25 protein-coding genes are annotated in these 21,687 nt (G+C 29.9%); 7 read left to right on the forward strand and 18 right to left on the reverse strand.

Annotated elements, in window-relative coordinates; genetic code table 11:
* Window position 1 precedes the first annotated feature (1 nt).
* From ACN5J5_RS01160 to ACN5J5_RS01230, 15 genes are all read right to left on the reverse strand, one after another.
* On the reverse strand, window positions 2–892 hold the full coding sequence (locus ACN5J5_RS01160; RefSeq protein ID WP_418645529.1) for a DUF4835 family protein: 891 nt from the start codon (window positions 890–892) through the stop codon (window positions 2–4).
* 84 nt (window positions 893–976) lie between these two features.
* Window positions 977–2,185, reverse strand: coding sequence for a bifunctional phosphopantothenoylcysteine decarboxylase/phosphopantothenate--cysteine ligase CoaBC (gene coaBC, locus ACN5J5_RS01165; protein ID WP_418645530.1), 1,209 nt, complete (start codon window positions 2,183–2,185; stop codon window positions 977–979).
* Between the two features lies 1 nt (window position 2,186).
* Window positions 2,187–2,507: a DNA-directed RNA polymerase subunit omega gene (locus ACN5J5_RS01170; protein WP_068704026.1), complete on the reverse strand. Its 321-nt coding sequence runs from the start codon at window positions 2,505–2,507 to the stop codon at window positions 2,187–2,189.
* A 3-nt stretch (window positions 2,508–2,510) separates the two neighbouring features.
* Window positions 2,511–3,332, reverse strand: a complete 822-nt coding sequence (locus ACN5J5_RS01175) for an outer membrane protein assembly factor BamD (protein ID WP_418645531.1) — start codon at window positions 3,330–3,332, stop codon at window positions 2,511–2,513.
* Between the two features lie 122 nt (window positions 3,333–3,454).
* Window positions 3,455–3,970, reverse strand: a complete 516-nt coding sequence (locus ACN5J5_RS01180; RefSeq protein WP_418645532.1) for a ferritin — start codon at window positions 3,968–3,970, stop codon at window positions 3,455–3,457.
* A 105-nt stretch (window positions 3,971–4,075) separates the two neighbouring features.
* Entirely contained in the window at window positions 4,076–4,951 is an 876-nt protein-coding gene (dapA, locus tag ACN5J5_RS01185) for a 4-hydroxy-tetrahydrodipicolinate synthase (RefSeq protein ID WP_418645533.1), read from the reverse strand.
* On the reverse strand, window positions 4,951–5,463 hold the full coding sequence (locus tag ACN5J5_RS01190; RefSeq protein ID WP_418645534.1) for a DUF6913 domain-containing protein: 513 nt from the start codon (window positions 5,461–5,463) through the stop codon (window positions 4,951–4,953). Before ACN5J5_RS01190 ends, dapA begins: the two co-directional genes overlap by 1 nt.
* Window positions 5,464–5,488: 25 nt before the next feature.
* The gene (locus ACN5J5_RS01195) at window positions 5,489–6,562 is read right to left on the reverse strand and encodes an esterase-like activity of phytase family protein (protein WP_418645535.1); all 1,074 of its coding nucleotides are present in this window, start codon (window positions 6,560–6,562) and stop codon (window positions 5,489–5,491) included.
* A 2-nt stretch (window positions 6,563–6,564) separates the two neighbouring features.
* Window positions 6,565–7,233 carry a lysoplasmalogenase gene (locus ACN5J5_RS01200; RefSeq protein ID WP_418645536.1) on the reverse strand — a complete coding sequence of 223 codons (669 nt, stop codon included), beginning with the start codon at window positions 7,231–7,233 and terminating at the stop codon, window positions 6,565–6,567.
* Between the two features lie 80 nt (window positions 7,234–7,313).
* Window positions 7,314–7,970: a lysoplasmalogenase gene (locus ACN5J5_RS01205; protein WP_418645537.1), complete on the reverse strand. Its 657-nt coding sequence runs from the start codon at window positions 7,968–7,970 to the stop codon at window positions 7,314–7,316.
* Between the two features lie 4 nt (window positions 7,971–7,974).
* Entirely contained in the window at window positions 7,975–9,972 is a 1,998-nt protein-coding gene (gene ligA, locus ACN5J5_RS01210; RefSeq protein WP_418645538.1) for an NAD-dependent DNA ligase LigA, read from the reverse strand.
* Window positions 9,973–9,996: 24 nt separating this feature from the next.
* The gene (locus tag ACN5J5_RS01215) at window positions 9,997–10,560 is read right to left on the reverse strand and encodes a hypothetical protein (RefSeq protein WP_418645539.1); all 564 of its coding nucleotides are present in this window, start codon (window positions 10,558–10,560) and stop codon (window positions 9,997–9,999) included.
* Between the two features lie 107 nt (window positions 10,561–10,667).
* Window positions 10,668–11,042, reverse strand: coding sequence for a hypothetical protein (locus ACN5J5_RS01220; RefSeq protein WP_418645540.1), 375 nt, complete (start codon window positions 11,040–11,042; stop codon window positions 10,668–10,670).
* Window positions 11,043–11,139: 97 nt separating this feature from the next.
* A complete protein-coding gene (locus ACN5J5_RS01225) occupies window positions 11,140–12,582 on the reverse strand; it encodes a glyceraldehyde-3-phosphate dehydrogenase (protein ID WP_418645541.1) in 1,443 nt (480 codons plus the stop codon).
* Between the two features lie 134 nt (window positions 12,583–12,716).
* Entirely contained in the window at window positions 12,717–14,096 is a 1,380-nt protein-coding gene (locus ACN5J5_RS01230) for a trypsin-like peptidase domain-containing protein (protein WP_418645542.1), read from the reverse strand.
* Between the two features lie 133 nt (window positions 14,097–14,229).
* Here ACN5J5_RS01230 and dapF point away from each other — a divergent pair, with 133 nt between their 5' ends.
* The 4 genes from dapF to ACN5J5_RS01250 all read left to right on the forward strand — a co-directional run bounded on the left by dapF (window position 14,230) and on the right by ACN5J5_RS01250 (window position 17,387).
* Window positions 14,230–15,003: a diaminopimelate epimerase gene (dapF, locus tag ACN5J5_RS01235; protein ID WP_418645543.1), complete on the forward strand. Its 774-nt coding sequence runs from the start codon at window positions 14,230–14,232 to the stop codon at window positions 15,001–15,003.
* Entirely contained in the window at window positions 15,004–15,528 is a 525-nt protein-coding gene (locus tag ACN5J5_RS01240) for a GNAT family N-acetyltransferase (protein ID WP_418645544.1), read from the forward strand. It abuts the gene before it with no gap.
* Window positions 15,521–16,549: an endolytic transglycosylase MltG gene (gene mltG, locus ACN5J5_RS01245; RefSeq protein ID WP_418645545.1), complete on the forward strand. Its 1,029-nt coding sequence runs from the start codon at window positions 15,521–15,523 to the stop codon at window positions 16,547–16,549. The genes ACN5J5_RS01240 and mltG overlap by 8 nt, the downstream gene beginning before the upstream one ends.
* 247 nt (window positions 16,550–16,796) lie before the next feature.
* On the forward strand, window positions 16,797–17,387 hold the full coding sequence (locus ACN5J5_RS01250) for a peptidoglycan-binding protein LysM (RefSeq protein WP_418646519.1): 591 nt from the start codon (window positions 16,797–16,799) through the stop codon (window positions 17,385–17,387).
* Window positions 17,388–17,515: 128 nt separating this feature from the next.
* Here ACN5J5_RS01250 and ACN5J5_RS01255 read toward each other — a convergent pair whose 3' ends face one another.
* Genes ACN5J5_RS01255 through dnaA form a run of 3 tightly spaced genes read right to left on the reverse strand, consistent with a single transcriptional unit; the run spans window position 17,516 to window position 20,099 of the window.
* Complete coding sequence (locus ACN5J5_RS01255; protein ID WP_418645546.1) at window positions 17,516–18,220, reverse strand: SAM-dependent methyltransferase; 705 nt, start codon at window positions 18,218–18,220, stop codon at window positions 17,516–17,518.
* Window positions 18,220–18,675 carry a low molecular weight protein-tyrosine-phosphatase gene (locus ACN5J5_RS01260; RefSeq protein ID WP_418645547.1) on the reverse strand — a complete coding sequence of 152 codons (456 nt, stop codon included), beginning with the start codon at window positions 18,673–18,675 and terminating at the stop codon, window positions 18,220–18,222. The genes ACN5J5_RS01255 and ACN5J5_RS01260 overlap by 1 nt, the downstream gene beginning before the upstream one ends.
* Window positions 18,675–20,099 carry a chromosomal replication initiator protein DnaA gene (gene dnaA / locus ACN5J5_RS01265; RefSeq protein WP_418645548.1) on the reverse strand — a complete coding sequence of 475 codons (1,425 nt, stop codon included), beginning with the start codon at window positions 20,097–20,099 and terminating at the stop codon, window positions 18,675–18,677. The genes ACN5J5_RS01260 and dnaA overlap by 1 nt, the downstream gene beginning before the upstream one ends.
* A 175-nt stretch (window positions 20,100–20,274) precedes the next feature.
* On the opposite strand from dnaA, the gene ACN5J5_RS01270 reads away from it, so the two are divergent.
* The 3 genes from ACN5J5_RS01270 to ACN5J5_RS01280 all read left to right on the forward strand — a co-directional run bounded on the left by ACN5J5_RS01270 (window position 20,275) and on the right by ACN5J5_RS01280 (window position 21,592).
* On the forward strand, window positions 20,275–20,682 hold the full coding sequence (locus ACN5J5_RS01270; RefSeq protein WP_418645549.1) for an acyl-CoA thioesterase: 408 nt from the start codon (window positions 20,275–20,277) through the stop codon (window positions 20,680–20,682).
* A gap of 15 nt (window positions 20,683–20,697) precedes the next feature.
* Window positions 20,698–21,270 carry a cob(I)yrinic acid a,c-diamide adenosyltransferase gene (locus ACN5J5_RS01275; protein WP_418645550.1) on the forward strand — a complete coding sequence of 191 codons (573 nt, stop codon included), beginning with the start codon at window positions 20,698–20,700 and terminating at the stop codon, window positions 21,268–21,270.
* Between the two features lie 100 nt (window positions 21,271–21,370).
* Window positions 21,371–21,592 (forward strand): DUF2795 domain-containing protein, encoded by a 222-nt coding sequence (locus ACN5J5_RS01280; RefSeq protein WP_028889331.1) that lies wholly within the window; start codon window positions 21,371–21,373, stop codon window positions 21,590–21,592.
* Window positions 21,593–21,687: the final 95 nt, after the last annotated feature.

Genomic DNA, 21,687 nt, shown 5'->3' on the forward strand with positions numbered 1-21,687 from the left:
CTTATTTAATACTCTTCCACTTATCTTTATAAGTAGGTGCAATTTTGTTTAAAACACCTAGCATTTTTTGAGTATTTTTAGCTGGTTTACCGTCAGAAAAAACACTTGAAATTTCATCTCCTTTGGCATCTAAAAAAACACGAATCATATAATTACCTATGGTAAGATTGTGCAGTTTTTCTAAATTGATAACACTTGTTTGTATCGTTTCTTTTGCCTTTTCTTTATCATCAGCAAAAACATCAAAACCTTTTCTGTGGTAGTTATAATAAATACTGCGTAGAGCATTAAATTTTGATGACACTAAATTATCTATCAACGCAAAACGGTTTTGTTTTCCTGCTTGATTTTGCCAACCTGTTTCTCCGCTAGATTGTGCTTGTAACATCACATTTTCAGCAGCTTTTAAATATTGCGTACCGCCTTTTAATGCAAAAGTATCAGCATCTACACCAATAATTGTATAGGCATAAAAAGCAATGGTAGAGATTAAATTAGAATCGTATGTATTCGGATTAAAAATTAACGGATCAAACTCATTGTAGCGAAAATTAAAATTGGTATCGTTTAAATTTAAAAGAGGACTTGCGTAACTTGAATTATAAACTGGTCGTGTAGATTGTACCTGAATACTTGCTTTAAAATTATTACCATTTTGCTCGTTTACAATAATGGTAAAGGCACAATTAATACGCTCTTGTTGTTTAAAATTTTTATTTGTCCATTGTTTTTCGTTGATAAACTCAGTTAATGATTTTTGTAAAGTTTCATAAACTTGCTTATTACTACTCTGCACTTTATCAGTATTTATAACTACTAAAGCATTTAACTCTTGAGAGTTAATTGTAAAAACTGATGATAAAATAAAAATTAAAAATAAAAATTTACGCATTTATTATATTTTAAATTTGTCTGATAGAGCACTGTCGAAACTTGTTAAAACTTTACGGCAGCAATTGAGAACACAAAAGTACTTTTAACTAATTTTATGGATAATTTCGTTAATAATATCCACCGACACAGCTGTTTTCGATTTTAAACTGAATGTTTTTTCATTAAAATCGGCATCAATAATTGTAACTTTATTAGTATCGGTAGCAAAACCAGCTCCTTTATCTTGTAACGAATTTAAAACAATTAAGTCTAAATTTTTACGTGTAATTTTGCTTTTTGCATTTTCAATTTCATTGTTTGTTTCTAAAGCAAAACCTACCAATAATTGATTTTTTTTCGCTTCGCCCAATGATTTTAAAATATCTTTGGTTGGCTCTAACTCAATTGTTAACGCTGATTCTTTCTTTTTTATTTTCTGAGTAGCCACATTTTTTGGACGATAATCTGCCACAGCTGCCGATAAAATGGCAATATCTACTTCTGCATAGTATTTATGACAAGCTTGATACATTTCTTCAGCAGATTTTACATCAACTCGATGAATAAAAGAATGTGTTACTTTTTGATGTGATGGCCCTGCAATTAAAAAAACTTCGGCACCTAAATTAGCGGCTGTTTTTGCTATTTCAAATCCCATTTTTCCTGAAGAATGATTTCCTATAAATCGTACAGGATCTATTGCTTCATAAGTTGGGCCAGCAGTAAGTAAAATTTTCTTCCCACGAAGTGGTAATTTAGAAACAATATCTTTTTCTATAAAAGAAACAATATCTTCTGGCTCTGCCATACGACCTTCTCCTACCAATCCGCTTGCTAATTCGCCTGAAGCTGCAGGTATTAATATGTTACCAAAACTTTGTAAAGCTTCTAAACTTTTTTTGGTTGATGGATGAATATACATATCTAAATCCATCGCTGGAGCAAAATATACCGAGCATTTTGCAGATAAATAAGTTGCTAGCAATAAATTATCACAAGTACCATGAGTCATTTTAGACAAGGTATTTGCGGTTGCTGGTGCAATTAACATTAAATCAGCCCAAAGACCTAAATCAACATGATTGTTCCACAATTCGTTTTCATCTTCTTTTTCGTAAAAAGTAGAATGAACTGGATTTTTTGATAAGGTGGAAAGTGTAAGTGGAGTAATAAAATCTTTAGACGCAGGAGTCATAATTACTTTAACTTCTGCGCCCGATTTTATAAATAAGCGAACTAAACTCGCTGTTTTGTATGCGGCAATACCTGCGGTAACGCCAAGTAATACTTTTTTACCGCTTAATACAGACATATTATTCTGCGTCTGGAGTTCTATGATATACTTTATCGTTTAACCATTCTTCAACAGCAATAGCATGTGGTTTTGGTAAACGCTCGTAAAACTTAGAAACTTCAATTTGTTCTTTGTTTTCAAAAACTTCTTCTAAACTATCGTTATAGGTAGCAAATTCATCTAACTTATCAACTAATTCTTTCTTTAAATCAGAATTAATTTGATTTGCTCTTTTTGCAATAACCGAAATAGCTTCGTAAATGTTTTCTGTTGGAGCTTCGATAGCTTCTTTGTTATAAGTAATAGTACTTAATGCCGCTTTCGTTTCTTTATAATCCATTTTTTAACTTTTAACTAATTGTTCTTGTTCTTTATTTAATGTTGCTAACATTTCGTTAGACTCCTCCATGAATTTAGATTCAGGAAAGCTTCTTTTTAACTTATCGTAAGCTTTAATCGCTGTCTTAATTCTTTCAGACTTTCTACGATCTGTACTTTTTAACACAAAATCGTGTGCCGCTTTTAAACGGTAATACAATGCTTCTTCTTTGTATTTTGTACCTAAATAATCTTCTAATAAATTATCAAAAGCTACAATTGCTGCTCTATAATTTCTAGAATCATAACCAGCAGTGTTGTAATATACTTTTGCTATTTCAAAAGATTTTTTTTCTAATTTACTACGTAATTCTTTATAATACTTATTAGCCTCTTCTTGTTTATCAGAATTTGGATATTTATCAATAAATCCTTGAAAAGATTCTAATGCTTTATTTGTATCTGTAGGATCTAAACTAAAACTTGGTGATGCTTTATAATAACTTAAAGCTGATAAAAAAGCTGCTTCTTCTCTCTTAGAACTTTTAGGATAATTTCTTGTAAATCTATTAAAATAGTACCCAGCCGAAGCATAATCTTTTATATTAAAATTAGATTGTGAAACCATAAATTGAATACGTTCCATTTGTGGCTTACCTCTATACGATGGCGTTACTTTTTCAAACAGGCGCAAGGCTTTACTGTACTTTTGTGTTTCGTACATTTTTACAGCCATTTTGTATTGATCTTCAATACTTCCTTTATTTAATACTTTATGGTATTCTCCACATGAAGATAATACCAATAGCATTAAAACTAAATACGCTAAACTTTTAATTTTTTGCATCTGGCAAAATTAGTGATTAATTATGGATTATTAAAACGATTTTTTCACTCTAAATAGAGTATTGCAATAAACCATAAAATCTGTTATAAAAATGAGTAAGCTTTATTAAATGTTTGTTAATCTTACTGAGCTGTATCTACTGCCTCTTGGGCAACTATTTGTTTTACGTCATTATCAAACAAATATAAACCTCCTTTATCATCGCCAATTAAATTAATTTTATCTAAAATATTTCTTGCCAATGCTTCTTCTTCTATTTGCTCAGAAACGTACCATTGTAAAAAGTTATGTGTTGCGTAATCTCTTTCCTCTAAAGTAATATGTACTAAATCGTTAATTGATTTAGATACCATTACTTCGTGGTCAAATAAGGTTTGAAACATGTCTTTAAATGAACCAAATTCAATCGGTGGTGCTGCTAATTGAGATACAATTGCATGTCCGCCTCTTTCATTTACAAATTTCACTAATTTTAACATGTGCATACGTTCTTCGTCAGAATGTGCATACATAAATTGTGCAACTCCTTCAAAACCTTGAATTTCTGCCCAACATGCCATTGATAAATATATTTGTGATGATTCAGCTTCAATTTTTATCTGTTGATTTAAAGCTGCTTCGATTACTTTTGATAACATATTTTTATTTTTTAGTAGAATATCTATTATTTAACAAAGATGCTAAAAAAAGACTACAATTAAAAAACTGTAGCCTCTTATAACTTATATTTTTGTTTAGACAAATTATATATTATCTATATAATCTGATATTTTCGTTTGTAATTCTTCGGTTGCTTTTACTAATGGTAAACGAACCTCATCTAAACAGATTCCTTTTTTTAATAAAACCGATTTAATTCCGGCTGGGTTATTTTCTTCAAAAATATAACTTACAATATCCATTAATTTATAATGAATCTCGTAGGCTTCTTTATTTTTTCCGGCTAAACCTAATTGAATCATTTTCGAAAATTCTTTAGGTAAACCTTGTCCTATTACAGATATTACTCCTGCTCCACCTGCTAAAACAACTCCTAATGCTAAATCATCATCACCAGAAATAATTAAAAAATCTGCTGGCTTATTTTTTAACAATTCTAAATATTGCTGTTGAATATTTCCTGCTTCTTTAACTGCTATAACATTTTTAAAATCATTTGCTAAACGTAAAACGGTAGCTGGTTCCATATTTTTAGCGGTTCGTCCAGGTACATTATATAAAATTATTGGTTTTGGACTCGCTAAAGAAACTGCTTTAAAATGCTGATAAAAACCTTCTTGAGTTGGTTTACTATAATATGGTGCTACCGACAATATTCCGTCAATATCTGATAAATCTAACGATTTTAACTCCTCAACCACTGTTTGAGTATTATTACCTCCAACACCTAAAACTAAAGGTAAACGCCCTTTATTTTCTGCTACGATTACTTTTATTATCGCCTCTTTTTCTTGTTTTGTAATTGTACCACTTTCTCCTGTAGTTCCATTAATTACAAGATAATTTGTACCATTATCTATATTATAATTCACTAATTTTTTAAGTGCTTCAAAATCTACACTTAAATCTTCGTTAAAAGGAGTTACTAATGCGACTCCGGTACCAACAAATTTTTGCATTATATTTTATTTAAAATCGTTAAATATTTTTTTAATTCTTGATTTAAAACTGCTTCATTTAATCCTTCGTCAGAGACCACAATATCGTACAATCTATCATCAATTTCAGCAAAACCAGCTTTTAAAGCTGCTTTAGACCACAAAGTTATCATATTCGTATATAAATTTGGAGTTTTTACATAATTAATAAGTAAGTCGTACTCTTTTTTAACGAAGTTTTTTAAATTGTCTGATTTTAAACTCCCATTAAATTCAAAATCTTTTGTTGTAAAATACTTAGACATTACTTCTTGATTTTTTGAAAACTCTCTATATATTAATACTTCAATATTTTCTTTTTTAAAAAGTAATTTACTTGTTAAATTGGCTAGCATTATATTTTCTAACGATTCATTATCTAATAAAATTGCTACTTTAAGTACCTTGTTTGCTTTATGCTTTTTAGCTATTGTTTTTACAATAGCTTTATTATATTTTTTTTGAATTGCCTTCTCTTTAAGTCTGCTTATCATTTTAAATCACTTTCTTAAAACTACTTTATTCTTTTTCAATTTCTAGTAATAAAAACTGATTTAACTGCTTACCGTAAACTTGAAAATTATCGTCAGAAACTAAAATTAACGAATTATTTCCGTTTAATAATTTAGGCCCCAAAGTAATTCCCTCAATATTATCAATAATATTATCTGTTAATTGATTTTGAATTGATGTAAAATCGAACAACAATTCTTTTTTTAACGGAATGTATGTTGCTTCTTTTAACGATGGCAAATTTAAGGTATTGGTTACCTCATCATTAATAGTTGCTTTAAAAATTCTAATGGTATTCCCTAAGGTTTCATAACCATTCTGATAAATTCTTTCTACAATAAAAAAACAGTTTTTTTCGTATTCTAAAATAGCCGTTGCCCCATTTAAATTTATGTTTCCTTTTGCAGGTTTATCTATTTTTTCTAATTGATATGCAAATTGTTTCGTTGCTTTTTTTGTTTGATTATCAAAATATGTAATTCGTATTGGTGATTGAGTTTTATGGAATGTTGGCTCTTCACCGTCAGCCTGTAAAGGCGCTTCCATTGCTACCCAAAAACCTTTTTTATCAAAACTTTTTGAAGAACTTTCAAATGCAGCATTGTGTTTGGGTTTAGCAATTGAGTTTGCTTTAAAATACGATGGTATATTTAGTTCTTCTTGAAAAAAACCCAAAGTATCTATTGTAAAAATAGTTGGATTTTTCCCTTCTAGTATAGATCCTTCGCTTACTAAATTAATTTGATTATTGGTTACAAAAACAGATTCTAAATCGAGAGCATTTTTTTTATAAAAAGTACTCGCAGTATCTAATTGAATTACTTTTTTAAAATCAATTTTTTTAATAGAATCTCTTTGTATTAAAATATCTCCAATTAAAATTCTTGGATTTTTAGCGTCATCAACAACCATGTAATATTGGTTTTCGTAAAAATCAATACCTGAAATTCCGCCTATCAAAGTTTCGTTTATCAACAAAGAATCTTTAACAATGTATTCGTTTAAAAAATTTAGTTTTAAAGTTTCTTTTTTACAAGAAACGATACAAAGTAAAACTATAAATAATCCTATTTTTTTCATTTTTAAATCTTAGGAATTTCTTCTTTTAATATCATTCCTCTTACAATTAAAAACTGAGAAGAAATGTAAAACAGAATCACAAAAAAGTCAAGTATTTTACTATAACTATGGTAAATATTTAAAATTATAAAAGCATCTGAAAACATTAAAACTACAGAACTTAATAATATTAAAAGATTTGCTTTCGATTTTTCTTGTTGATAATTTAACAACGTAACGGCTCCGAAAACAGCAATTATAAAGCCGTATTCAAATACAGGAACAACCATATCTTTTAAATTATCGTAAACAACATACATTGTAAGAAGAAAAGGCAAAATAAAAGGAAGTATTGATAGTAATCCTTTCATCAATGGTTTACCTTTTATATACCATGCTATTAACCTAATATAAAGTACATGTGCTATTAAAAAACAAGCGACTCCATACACAAAATATTCTTCTTGATTTAACAAGAAAACATCTCCTAAAAAAGAGAAAACCAGTCCTAAAAGCAACCACATACTTGGTTTTTTAATAGAAACTAAGTACACTATTATTAGTGTAATCATTAACAATGGCTTAAAAATTACTTCCATTGTTTTATTACTCGTAACTACTGCAAAAATATCTGCTATTGAAACTGTAAAAAACAATAAAAAGGCTATTGTAACTTTAGTCTTTTTTGTCATATTATATTAAATATCTAAACTTTGTTATAACTATAATTTAATTTTAATAATCTAAAACATAACATTTTCACTTAATTTTTCTATTCATTTTTAGCAATCATCGTTTTTACAATTAAGTATTGCGAAACGATGTATAATACTACTATAGCAATATCGAAAAATATTTCCGGTTTATAAAAATTATTTAACGCAATTAAACTATCCGAAGCAATAAATAACATTGCGCCTAACAACAACCCTATATTTGCTGTTGATTTTTTTTGTTGATAATTTAACAAAGTACAAGTACCAAATGCCGAAATAGCAACTCCGTATACAAGTACGGGCACCAACATTTCTCCTAAATTATCTTTTATTAAAAATAATATTACAAAAAATAATATTACAAAAAAAATTGCTGCTTTAATTATTTTAAGAAAAGATGAATTTATTAAAAACTGACTTGTCATTTTAATATACATTAAATGTGCTATTAAAAAAGAAGCCAATCCGAACACAAAATAATTTGCTTTATCTAATAAAAAAACATCTCCCCAAAACGAAAAAAACAAGGCCGAAATTAACCAAAAATTAGCTTTTTTAACCGATAATAAATACACAATTACTAAACTTGTCATTAGTAACGGTTTAAAAACCATTTCAATACTTTTATTCTGAGTAATTACTGCATACACATCTGCTATTGCTATTAACAAAAACACAATTGATGCTATTGTTATTTTATTTTTTTTGCTCATATTTTTAGCTAATTAAATCGATAAAATCTTGCTCTGAAATAATTGGAATCGATAAACTTTCAGCTTTCGCTAATTTACTTGGCCCCATATTATCTCCTGCAACAATAAAACTTGTTTTTTTTGATATAGATGAACTTACTTTTCCTCCGTTATCCTCTATTGCTTTTTTAAGTTCGTTTCTACTCATTTGATGAAAAACTCCTGAAACTACAAATACACTTCCTGCCAACTTATCTGTTTGATTTTTTAAACTTTCGGCAGATACTTCTAATTGCACTCCATATAATTTTAACCGCTCAATTAATTGAATATTTGCCAAATTACTAGAAAAATCAAGAATACTTTGCGCTATTCTGTCTCCAATTTCATCTACTGATATTAACGTTTCTAAATCAGCTGTCATTAAATTATCTATCGATTTAAAATGTTTTGCTAATTTTTTTGCTACAGTTTCTCCAACAAAACGAATTCCTAATGCAAATAACACTTTTTCAAACGGAATTTCTTTTGATTTTTCAATTCCTGCAATCATATTTTTAGCAGACTTTTCTGCCATACGCTCAAGCGGAATTACTTGTTCCGCAGTTAAATCATATAAATCGGCGTAACTTTCAATTAATCCTTCTTTTCGCAACAAATCAACCGTTTCGCCTCCCAAGCCATCAATATCCATGGCTTTTCTACTAATAAAATGTTGAATTCTTCCTGTAATTTGTGGCGCACAGCCAAACTCATTCGAACAATAATGTTTTGCATCACCTTCCGTTCTAATCAACTCGGTATTACATTCTGGGCAATTGGTTGCGTATTTTGTTACCTGCGAATCTTTTAAACGTTTAGAAAAATCTACCGCTATAATTTTAGGAATAATCTCTCCTCCTTTTTCTACAAAAACAGTATCGCTAATTCTAATATCTAACTTTTCTATCTGATCTGCATTATGCAACGAAGCTCTTTTTACAGTAGTACCTGCCAACTGCACTGGTGTTAAATTTGCAACAGGAGTTATCGCGCCCGTTCTCCCAACCTGATACGTAATTTCTTCTAAAACTGTTGAAACTTGTGCCGCCTTAAACTTGTAAGCAATTGCCCAACGTGGCGCTTTTGCCGTATAACCTAACTCTTCTTGTTGTTGTAAATTATTTACTTTTATTACAATTCCGTCTGTTTCATAAGGCAAATCGTGTCGTTTTACATCCCAATCATTTACAAACTCTAAAACTGCATCAATCGTTTTTGCTAAAACAATTGTTTTTGGTACTTTAAAACCTACTTCTCTAGCATTTTCTAAACTCTCGAAATGTGTTTTATATTTTCTTTCAGATGTTAGCACTTGATACAATAAACAATCTAACGGACGTTTAGCTACTTCTGTACTGTCTTGCAATTTTAAACTTCCGCTTGCTGTATTTCTAGGATTTTTATACGCTTCTTCTCCATTTTCTAAACGCTCTTCGTTCATTTTATTAAAACCGTCAAGAGGTAAAATAATTTCGCCTCTCATTTCAAAATTGGAAACAAAATTTTCATTTAAAACCAGAGGAATCGACTTTATCGTTTTAATATTTGCTGTAACCTCATCTCCTTGAAAACCATCACCACGGGTTACTGCTTTTACAAACCGTCCGTTTTCGAAAGTTAAATTAATAGAAGCACCATCGTATTTTAATTCGCAAGTGTATTCAATCTCATCAGTTCCTAATATTTTTTGAATGCGTTTTTCCCAATCTAACAAATCATCTTTAGAGTATGAGTTATCTAAAGAATACATTCTGTTTTTATGAGTAACTGTTTCAAAATTTTTTGTGATTTCACCTCCAACTCTCTGAGTTGGTGAATTGGCATCAAAAAACTGCGGATTTTCTGTTTCTAACTCTTGTAATTCTTTTAGCTTTACATCAAACTCATAATCAGAAATTGTTGCGTTGTCTAATACGTAATAATTATAAGTATGTTGATTTAATTCATCGCGAAGCGATTGTATTTTTTGTTGAATTGTCATTAAAATATTAGCTGTAAAAAATTATTATTTCTTCACTGTTCCTGTTAAAAAAGAAACTCCTTTCGGAAACGGATTGCCAGACGAACGACGAAAAGAAACTATTTGACCAACATGCCAAGTAGCATCTAATATTGGGCCATTTAATGCGTTCCAAAACGGGAATTTTTTTTCTCCAAAAATAATTTTATACTGCGATAAATCATTACTTACTCGTAAAACATCGCTTGCTTGTTTTAAGTTTTCTAATGTTTTTTTTCGTTTTTCGGTAAAAGTCATTTTAGGTTGCTTTGCTCCATTTGGCTTATTAAAAACAGCGTTTATAATTACTTGAGATAAATCTAAAATATGATCTATTGTTTCGGCTGTTGTTCTTGCTGCTTTATTAGGTTTAAATGCTAAATCTTTTTCTAACAATCCTTCTGTTGCCCAATAATACCTAAACCCCAATCCATCTATCGTTCTACTAGCAACAGCACCTGCAGTAAATTCTTTTGATGCATCAGGCACTTCATAATAAGGCAATTTACTTTGCGAATTAACATTTATTACCATACTTACAATTAAAAAAAATGATACTACCAATCTCATACTTTATAGTTTTAAGCTAATTTAATAAAAAAGGTTTTCTTAATCTTTATAAACATAAAAAAACCAGAACTTTCGTTCTGGTTTTTTTAAAAATATTTAGTAAAATTTTACTTTCTTAATTTCATTGTGTAAACAATGTCTCCTTCTGTTGCTGAAAATAAAAGTTCTTTTTTGTTTAATAATTCAATTTTTAAACCTTCAAATAAACTTTCGTCTTCTTCAAATTTAATAACTTTCGTTGCTTCTTCAAACTTCCAGTTACCACTTCTTTCATCATCACTCATAACAACTTGGTATTTTCCATCTGCATGAAAAACCATCCAACTATTATCGTTTGAATAATTCTGAACTTCTTCACCAATTTGTACTGACTCTACTTGCCATTTACCTGATGTTAAAAAATCTAATTCGTTAATTTCTTGTGAAAATGATGACGTTACAACACATATAAACATCAAAAGCATAGGGAATACTTTTCTCATAATTAGGGGGTTAGGGGGTTATTATGATTCAAATGTAATAAAAGAAGCCGAAACAAAAAAATGTTTCGGCTTCTTTTTACAATTTATTATACATATGTTAATAATATGTGTAACGACGAACTTTAGCAATATGCTTTGCTAAACGCATTACTTGGTGTGAATATCCGTACTCATTATCGTACCAAACATAGATTACGATAGTGTTACCGTCTGCAATTGTTGCCTTACTATCAAAAATTGACGGTGCAGTTGTTCCAATAATATCAGAAGAAACTAACTCATTACTTAATGAATACTGAATTTGCTCAACTAAATTACCTTCTAAAGCATATTGCTTCATAATAGCGTTTACAGCTTCTACAGTAGTTTCTGAATTTAATTGTAAGTTTAAAATCGCTAAAGATCCGTTAGGCACAGGCACTCTAATAGCACTTGATGTTAACTTACCTTCTAAAGCTGGCAATGCTTTTGCAACTGCCTTTCCTGCTCCTGTTTCGGTAATTACCATATTTAAAGCTGCTGCTCTACCTCTACGGTATTTACTATGCATATTATCTACTAAATTTTGATCATTAGTATATGCATGAATCGTTTCTAAATGTCCTTTTTTAATTCCGAAGTTATCTTCTAACACTTTTAATACTGGCGTAATAGCGTTTGTTGTACATGATGCTGCTGAGAATATATCAACATTATCAGGATTATTTTCTGAATGATTTACTCCGTGTACAATATTTGGCACTCCTTTTCCTGGCGCAGTTAGTAAAACCTTACTTGCTCCATTAGGAACTAAATGACGACTTAAAGCTTCTTTATCTTTAAAAACACCTGTATTATCTATAATTAACGCATCGTTAATGCCGTATTTAGTATAATCAATATCTTCTGGTTTCCCCGCAGAAATCATATAAACGGTTGTTCCGTTTATAATTAAAGCATTATTATCAACATCAACCTGAACAGTTCCTAAAAAATCACCATGAACAGAATCAATACTTAATAATGATGCTCTTTTTTCTAATACAGCTTGATTAATTTCTCCACGAGTAACTACTGCTCTTAATCTTAATTGAGAACCTTTACCCATTTTTGTCATTAACTCACGAGCCAATAAACGACCAATACGACCAAAACCATATAAAACTACATCTTTAGGCTGAATTGTTTCTGCCTGAGTAGCATCTTTTAACTGATTTTGTACAAAAGTTTGCTTATCTGAAGTAGCATCATCTTGTAAATGATACTCGTATGCTAATTTACCTATATCTAATTTTGATGCTGGTAAATTAATATTTTGTATTGCTTTTGCTATTTCTAAAGCATCATTAATTGAAATTGGTTTTGCGACAAATTCTCCTGCATAATCAATTAAATTTAAAACTTCACTAGCCCTTTTATCTACTAATGGGTTTCTAAACAAAACTAATTCTATCGATTTATCGTACCATAAATCATTAACGATATTAATAAATTCAACTGTAGCTCTTCTAACTTGCGCTTGACTTACTACTTCTTTTTCGTAATTTGTTATTGTTGACATAGTTGTGTATTAACTAATTTTAAAAAATTTGCTACAAAAATAGGAATTTCAAACGATTTCGTAATAAGTTATATAAAATAAAAATGTCGTTGAAAAACAATTTTCAACGACATTAGTTCCTTTTTTAGATAAATTTAAAATCTAAAATATTCTTTTTGCCTATCTGGTCCCATCAACTCTAAAACCATTTGCCTATTTCTTGTATGGTTATCTAAAACCGAAACCGCCTCTGAAGCATTACTTACTTCTTTTCCGTTAATTTTAGTTAAAATATAACCAGCACCAACCTTATAATATTGAAAACCTTTATTGTTCGTTGCTGTAATTTTAGCACCTCCGTTAATTCCGTATTTTTTTCTTTCTTGTTTTGTTAAATCCTTTAATTGCACTCCGAAAGAAAAGGAAGTAAACGTACTTTTTTTACTTAATTTAACCGTTTTTATCAAATTTTTCCCCGCTCTATTTACAGTTACATTTACGTATTCACCAGGACGTTTTGCAGTTAATTGCCCTTTTAAATCAGAAAATTTAGTAATTTTAACATCATTAACTTTTTTAATAATATCCCCTTCATGCAAGCCTGCCTTTAAAGCCTCACTATCTGATTCTATTTTATCAATTTTCACTCCCTCAATAACACCCTCTTTATCATCATAAGGTACAAATCCTATTAATGCTTGTTGCACCGATCCAAATTCTAATAAATCATCTACAACTTTTTTAGCAATGTTTGATGGCACAGCAAAAGAATACCCTATAAAAGAACCTGTTTTTGATGAAATTGCAGTGTTTATCCCTATTAATTCTCCTCTTGTATTCACCAACGCACCTCCACTATTACCTGGATTTACAGCTGCATCTGTTTGAATAAAAGCTTCTGTATTTCTATTACCATCTAAATCTCGCCCTTTAGCACTTACAATTCCCGCAGTTACTGTTGATGTTAAGTTATATGGATTTCCAACTGCTAAAACCCATTCACCAATTTTAGCATTATCAGAATTTCCGAAAGGTAAATTTGGTAATTCTTCATCGGTTTCAACTTTTAGTAAAGCGATGTCATTATTTTTATCTGTACCAACCAAAACAGCTTTTAACTTTTTTCGATTATTTAACGTTATTTCTATTTCGTTTGCTCCTTCTATAACATGATTATTCGTTACAATATATCCGTCAGGAGAAATAATCACACCACTTCCCGTTCCCACTTGCTCGTATTTTCTAGTACCGTTTCTTCCAAAAAGTTGTGCATACGGATTTTGTTGTGTTCGTACTGCCGTATTTTTAACATGCACCACAGCATGTACTGTTTTATCAGCAGCTTCTGTAAAATCTGTTGGTGTAGCCAATGTATTTACAACTGTTGGTGTGTAATTTACAGGTACTGTTTGCAATACTGATGCTACATTTTTTTCTACAATCACTTCAGGATTTTCTACGATTACCTTGTATCCTGCAAGCGCAATTACTCCGCCTAAAAAAGCGATTCCTAATGTTCCAATTATTTTCTTCATTTTCTTACAAAATTTAATACTTCAAATATAATATTTTAACATTCTTAATAATTCTGTTTAACTTCATTTTAACTGATTTTAACCGCTATTTAACACTTCTAGTTTCTTATAAAATCACGTATATTTGCTGTCTATGAGCTTATTTTTTTACAAATATCAAGGAACAGGAAACGATTTTATTATTATTGATAATAGGACTAAAACTTTTCCTAAAAACGACATTGCTTTAATTTCTAAATTATGTGATAGGCATTTTGGAATTGGTGCCGATGGGTTAATTCTTTTAGAAGAAGATACTACGACCGATTTTAAAATGATTTATTTTAATGCAGATGGCAGCCAAGCAATGTGCGGCAACGGAGCTAGATGTGCCGTTGCTTTTGCTAAAAAACTAAACATCGTTAATACTAAAACTACTTTTACTGCTATTGATGGTGCTCATTATGCCGAAATAAACAACAATGGTATTGTTTCGTTACAAATGATTGACGTTAACGACATCAAAGTTAATAAAGAAAGTGTTTTTGCTTATACAGGTACACAACATCATGTACAACTTGTTAAAGATTTAGAAAATTACCCTGTAGTTAAAAACGGAAGCAAAATACGATATAGTTACGAAAACCCAGGCGCCAACGTAAATTTTACAGAACAAATAAACTCAAATACCTTTAGAGTTAGAACTTACGAAAAAGGAGTTGAAAATGAAACTTTAGCTTGCGGAACCGGAGTTACTGCCGTTGCCATAGCAATGTACGCCACTAAAAAAACAACCGAAACTGCTATTAATTTACCTGTTGAAGGTGGTTTACTTGAAGTTAGTTTTAATGAAGATAACGGAAATTATACCAATGTATTTTTAAAAGGTCCCGCAGTTTGTATATTTAAAGGAGAAATAGAGTTATAAATGAATACTTTAAAAGGTACACATATTAATTTAAGAGCACTTGAACCTGAAGATTTAGCTTTTTTATTTAAAATAGAAAACAACGAATCTTTTTGGGAAATTAGCCATACACAAACTCCGTTTTCTAAATTTATTTTAAAACAATACCTAGAAAATGCACATTTAGATATTTACGAAGCCAAACAATTACGTTTAGTTATTGAAGATAATGCTTCGTTAAATACGATTGGAATGATAGATCTTTTTGATTTTAATCCGCAACACAAAAGAGCTGGTATCGGAATTTTAATTCATCCTGATTATCAGCAAAACGGATTTGCCTCCGAAGCCTTACAACTTTTAATTAAATATTGCTTTACATATTTACAAATGCATCAATTATATGCAAATATTACTGATGATAACAAAAACAGTATTCGTCTTTTTTCTAAGCATAACTTTAAAGAAATCGGCATAAAAAAAGATTGGATTTTCACCAACAATACATATAAAAACGAAATTTTATTTCAACTAATCAATGAATAAAAAAATAATATACGGAGGGATCGCTGCCATATTTTTAATTGGCGGAATTATAAGTTTTAGCATTTATCAAAAAATATTTAGCGAAGCTGTTACTAAAAACGGAGCAATTTACATAAAATCAGATGACACGTTTAATAGCTTAAAAAAACAGCTATCTAACTACATTACCAAACCTGATGATTTTATTTGGGTTGCCGAAAAGAAAAAATTTACCAAACCTAAAGGAGGTAAATACATCTTAAAAAAGGGAATGAGTTTAAACGATCTTGTAAACTTACTTCGTAGCGGAAACCAGACGCCTATAAAAATTTCTTTTAACAATCAAGATACTTTAGAAAAGTTAGCAGGAAGAATTGCACAACAAATTGAAACGGATTCCATTTCTTTACTTAAAGCCATGAGTGATGTTAACTTTTTAACAAAAAATGATTTCAATCAAAAAAATGCTTTAGGAATGTATATTCCGAATAGTTATGAGTTTTACTGGAACACCTCTGCAGAGAAATTCCGTAATAAAATACTTGTTGAGTACCATCGTTTTTGGAATGCATCAAGATTAGAGAAAGCTAAAAACTTAAAACTATCAAAAAAAGAAGTTATAACATTGGCTTCTATCGTTCAAAAAGAAACCGCTCAAAAAAGCGAACGCCCTATTGTAGCTGGTTTGTATTTAAATAGGCTAAAAAACAACTGGCCTTTGCAAGCAGATCCAACTGTTATTTACAGTATCAAACAACTTAAAGGACAAGATTTTGTTGTAAAACGTGTATTAAATAAAGATCTTAAAATAAAATCTCCATACAACACTTATCAAAATACAGGTTTACCTCCGTCTTTAATAGCAATGCCAGATGTATCATCAATAGATGCTGTTTTAAATTACAAAAAACACAATTATTTTTACATGTGTGCGAGTGTTGAAAAAATTGGTTTTCATGATTTCGCTAGCTCTTTAGCACAACACAACAGAAATGCTGCTAAATATCAACGATGGATTACACAACGAGGAATAAATAGGTAAATATATTTTTTTACTAAATTCAATTATCTTTTTTTAAATAAAAAACAACTTATTTGTAAATAAAAAGAACAAAAAAGGAGTTTTATCACTAAATACACAACAGAAGCACAGCTAAATTATATTTTTAATAACATCAAAAACTAACACTTATCAACTAAAAACCAACCAGTTAACAAACTTTAACATTAAAAACTTTTGATATTATATATTTTATGTAATTTTGCACCCGCTTAACAGAAAGTAATTAATTATCAAGAATTTAGTATTTGTTTTTATCGGTTTTGTAATACTTAGTAGTTTTACAACACTTAATATTAAGAAAGAAAGAAACACTCTTACTCCAAAAAAACCAGCATATTACGCTGAAAAAATTAACTTTCCTTTTTTACTAAAAGATTTTACAGGATTTAAAGAAGCACTCGCTTTTAAAGAATCTCAAGGAAGGTACAAAATTGTAAATAAACTCGGCTATTTAGGAAAATACCAATTTGGAAGAGAAACCTTAAAAAGATTTAGAATTTACAATACTCAAAACTTCCTAAAAACGCCCGAATTACAAGAAAAAGCATTTATCGCTTATTGTAAAGTAAACAAATGGATTTTAAGAAAAGATATTAAAAGAAGTGTTGGTAAAACCATTAACGGCACCAAAATTACCGAATCGGGAATTTTAGCTGCTGCTCATTTAAGTGGCGCCGGTAATGTAAAAAAATACTTACGTTCTAACGGAGTTTTTACATTTAACGACGCTTTTGGCACTTCTATAAAATCTTATATGAAAAAATTTGCTGGGTATGATGTATCTAATATTGATGCAAATAAAAAACCTCAAGTTTAATACATATAATTTATAAAATATAAAAAACTCCATCTTTTTAAGATGGAGTTTTTTAACTTATTTTGATTGGAAATCATTAGAAAAAATTCAGCATAACGACTTTAATCACCCGATTTAACAACTTCTTTTTATCTATGTATAATAAAAATTGTTGGTCGCTTATGCAAATCTGTCTTTATACTTTTCCACTCTTTAACAGTAAATGTTTTTATATATTCTGATGGAAGTGTAATATCGCAAGCTACACAAACACGAGTATCTGCTGATAATGTAGCACGTAAATCATCTAACATTTTTTCGTTACGATATGGTGTTTCTATAAATATTTGAGATTGATTTTTATCTCTCGATATTTTTTCTAATTCTTTAATAGTTTTTTTTCTATCCGACTTATCAATAGGTAAATAACCATTAAACGTAAAACTTTGCCCGTTCATACCCGAAGCCATCATTGCTAATAAAATTGAAGAAGGACCTACTAATGGCACTACTTGAATTCCTTTTTCGTGAGCTAATTTTACAATAGCAGCTCCTGGATCTGCAACTGCTGGCACTCCTGCATCAGACAATAAACCTATTGAAATCCCTTTATCACACACATCTAAGTAATGCTGAATTTCCATGTCGTTAGAGTACTTATCTAACAATAATAACTCTAAAGATGGCTGTGATTTATGAGGGGTAATTCTTTTAATATATCTTCTAGCTGATTTCTCATTTTCAACAATAAAAAAATCAAGATGTTCTATCACTTTTTTAACCGATATAGGCATTACCTCTAAAGGCTCTGTTTCTCCTAAAGTTGTTGGAATTAAGTATAATTTACCTTTCATTAATTATTAAATTTTGATGCAATAACCTCACAAGCTTCGTCTAACATTTTATATACGTTTTCAAAACCTTGATTTCCTCCATAATAAGGATCTGGAACATTTCTATTTTCTGATGGATGCAATTCATTCAAAATCATTCTTACTTTTTGAACATCTTCATTATCATCAATTATAGAAAGAATATTATGGTAATTACTTCCGTCCATTGCGTAAATTAAATCAAACTCTTTAAAATCAGACTTCACAAACTTTCTTGATCGTTGATTCGTAATATCTATTCCGTAATTCTCAGCAACCTCTATAGATCTTTTATCAGGCAATTCACCTACATGGTAACCTGCCGTTCCAGCAGAATCTACTATAAAATTATCAGATAATTTAGATTTTAAAATACCTTCAGCCAATGGCGAACGACAAATATTCCCCAAACACACCATCAGTATTTTTTTCTTCATTACAGTGTTAATTTTTTCGTTAAGTCTTCAACGTATTTTTTAAATTGCTTATCCGTTTCAGTTAAGTTATCTACCGTTTTGCAAGCATGCAATACTGTAGCGTGATCTCTTTTACCAATTTGACTACCAATACTTGCTAATGAAGATTTTGTCATACGTTTGGCAAAAAACATAGCTAATTGACGCGCCTGAACTATGTGTCGTTTTCTTGTTTTAGATTGTAAAGTAGCTACATCCATATCAAAATATTTCGATACTACTTTTTGAATATAATCGATAGAAACTTCTTTTTTGGTGTTTTTTACAAATTTATCAACAATTTCTTTCGCCAACTCAACTGTAAATTCTTTTCTATTAAAAGAAGCTTGTGCAATCATCGAAATAATAACACCTTCTAACTCACGTACATTCGATTTTATATTTTTAGCAATATATTCTACTATTTCTTCTGGCATTTCAACACCATCTCTATATAGCTTATTTTGAAGTATCGAAACTCTAGTTTCAAAATCTGGCGATTGTAATTCTGCTGATAATCCCCATTTAAAACGAGACAATAATCGCTGTTCAATATCTTGCATATCAACAGGCGCTTTATCCGAAGTTAAAATTACTTGTTTACCGTTTTGGTGTAAATGATTAAAAATATGAAAAAACACATCTTGTGTACCTGTTTTACCAGATAAGAATTGAACATCATCAATAATTAACACATCAACCATTTGATAAAAATGAATAAAATCATTTCTAGTATTCGATTTTACAGAATCGATAAACTGTTGTGTAAATTTTTCTGACGATATATATAGAACTGTTTTATCTGGATATTTATCTTTTATCTCAACACCAATAGCATGTGCTAAGTGTGTTTTTCCTAAACCTACCCCACCATAAACTAACAATGGATTAAACGAAGTTCCTCCTGGTTTGTTAGCTACAGCCATACCAGCAGATCTTGCCAATCTATTTGCATCTCCTTCAACAAAATTAACAAAGTTGTAATTTGGATTTAATTGAGATTCTATTTTTACTTTTTGCAATCCTGGAATAACAAAAGGGTTTTTTAACTCTCTTTTAGACTCTAACGGAACCGTTACTTTTTGTGGTTTTAATGGGTTACGATTTGAGCTAGGAATTTTAACTGTTTGTGGACTATTACTACTATACGTATTTTCCATACGTACATCGTAAATTAACTTTGCTTCAGAACCTAATTCTCTCACTAAAGCAACTCTTAATAATTTTATATAATGCTCTTCTAACCATTCGTAAAAAAATTTACTAGGTACTTGAACTGTAAGAGCTTCCCCTGCCAATTTTATTGGCTTTATTGGCTCAAACCAAGTTTTATATGCTTGGGGTTTAATGTTATCTTTTATAAAAGATAAACATTCATTCCAAACCGAATCAGCAGTCTTAGTCATTTGGGTTAAAAACTATTTTAATTTGTTAATTTTTTATTCAATCTGCGGGGACTATATAGTTGCCTATATGAGCGAACAAAAGTGTGAATAAAATTCAGTATAAAAAAATCAATTCACTATTGATTCTTAATTATTTTTTACGTAACGTTAATGCGATTTTAACATAAAAAATACTTTGAGAAAAAATAAAACTACAATTCGTATCCGATATGCTGAAACTGATCAAATGGGCGTTGTATATCATGGTAATTACGCTCAATACTTAGAGATAGGTCGTACTGAACTACTAAGATCAACAGGTGTTACTTACAAATATATGGAAAATAACGGGGTTATGCTACCTGTTATTTCATTATCCGTCAATTTTAAAAAATCAGCACTATATGATGATGAAATAACGATTACAACAACCTTAAAAAAAACACCTGCTGTTAAGATCGAATTTGATTACAAAATCACCAATCAAAAAGACGAATTAATTTGTACAGGTAATACTGTTTTAGCATTTATTAACATGCAAACAAAAAAACCAATGCGTTGCCCTGAATATATTTTAGAAAAACTAACTTTACAAAATCAATAAAAAATTTAGCAATAAATGAAAATATATACTAAAACTGGCGATAAAGGAACTACTGCTCTTTTTGGAGGAACCAGAGTACCTAAACATCATTTAAGAATTGAAAGCTACGGTACGGTAGATGAATTAAACTCGTACATTGGCTTGATAAGAGATAAAAACAAGGATGAAGTTTTAAGAAAATCTCTTTCTAAAATCCAAAGTGATTTATTTATTTTAGGCGCAATGCTTGCCACTCCACCTGAAAAAGAAACTTTAAAAAACGGTAAAGAGCGTTTAAATATTAATAAAATTACAGATGATTCTATTCAGTTTTTAGAAAACCAAATAGATGTAATGAATACGAGTTTACCACAAATGACTCATTTTATTTTACCTGGCGGACACGAAACCGTGTCATTTTGTCACATAGCTCGCTGTGTATGCCGTAGAGCCGAACGATTATCTGTCGCTTTAAATGAAGAAGAAGAAATTAACAATGCTGTTTTAATGTATTTAAACCGACTTTCTGACTACCTTTTTGTACTGGCACGAAAATTGTCACAAGACTTAAAAGCAGAGGAAGTTAAATGGATTCCTGAAAAATTATAACAAAGTTCTTTTTTTATTGATTTAACATTTTTTAAAAAAAACTTGACTTTTTACAAAAAAAAATTATTTTTGCGAAAATCTTACTTAAACAGATAAAAAAATGTATTGGACACTTGAACTAGCATCATATTTAGCAGATGCACCTTGGCCTGCGACTAAAGACGAATTAATTGATTACGCTATTCGTACAGGAGCGCCTTTAGAAGTGGTTGAAAATCTACAAGATATTGAGGATGAAGGTGATTCATACGATTCAATAATCGAGATTTGGCCAGATTATCCGACCGAAGAAGATTATCTTTGGAACGAAGACGAATACTAAAATACAAACATCAAAAAGTCTCTATAAGAGGCTTTTTTTTTGCTTACTTTTAAGCAATAAACATAAACATATAACAAGCCCACTTAACTAACAGT

It is taken from the genome of Tenacibaculum insulae, assembly GCF_964512435.1.
In the GTDB taxonomy this organism is placed as follows: domain Bacteria; phylum Bacteroidota; class Bacteroidia; order Flavobacteriales; family Flavobacteriaceae; genus Polaribacter; species Polaribacter insulae_A.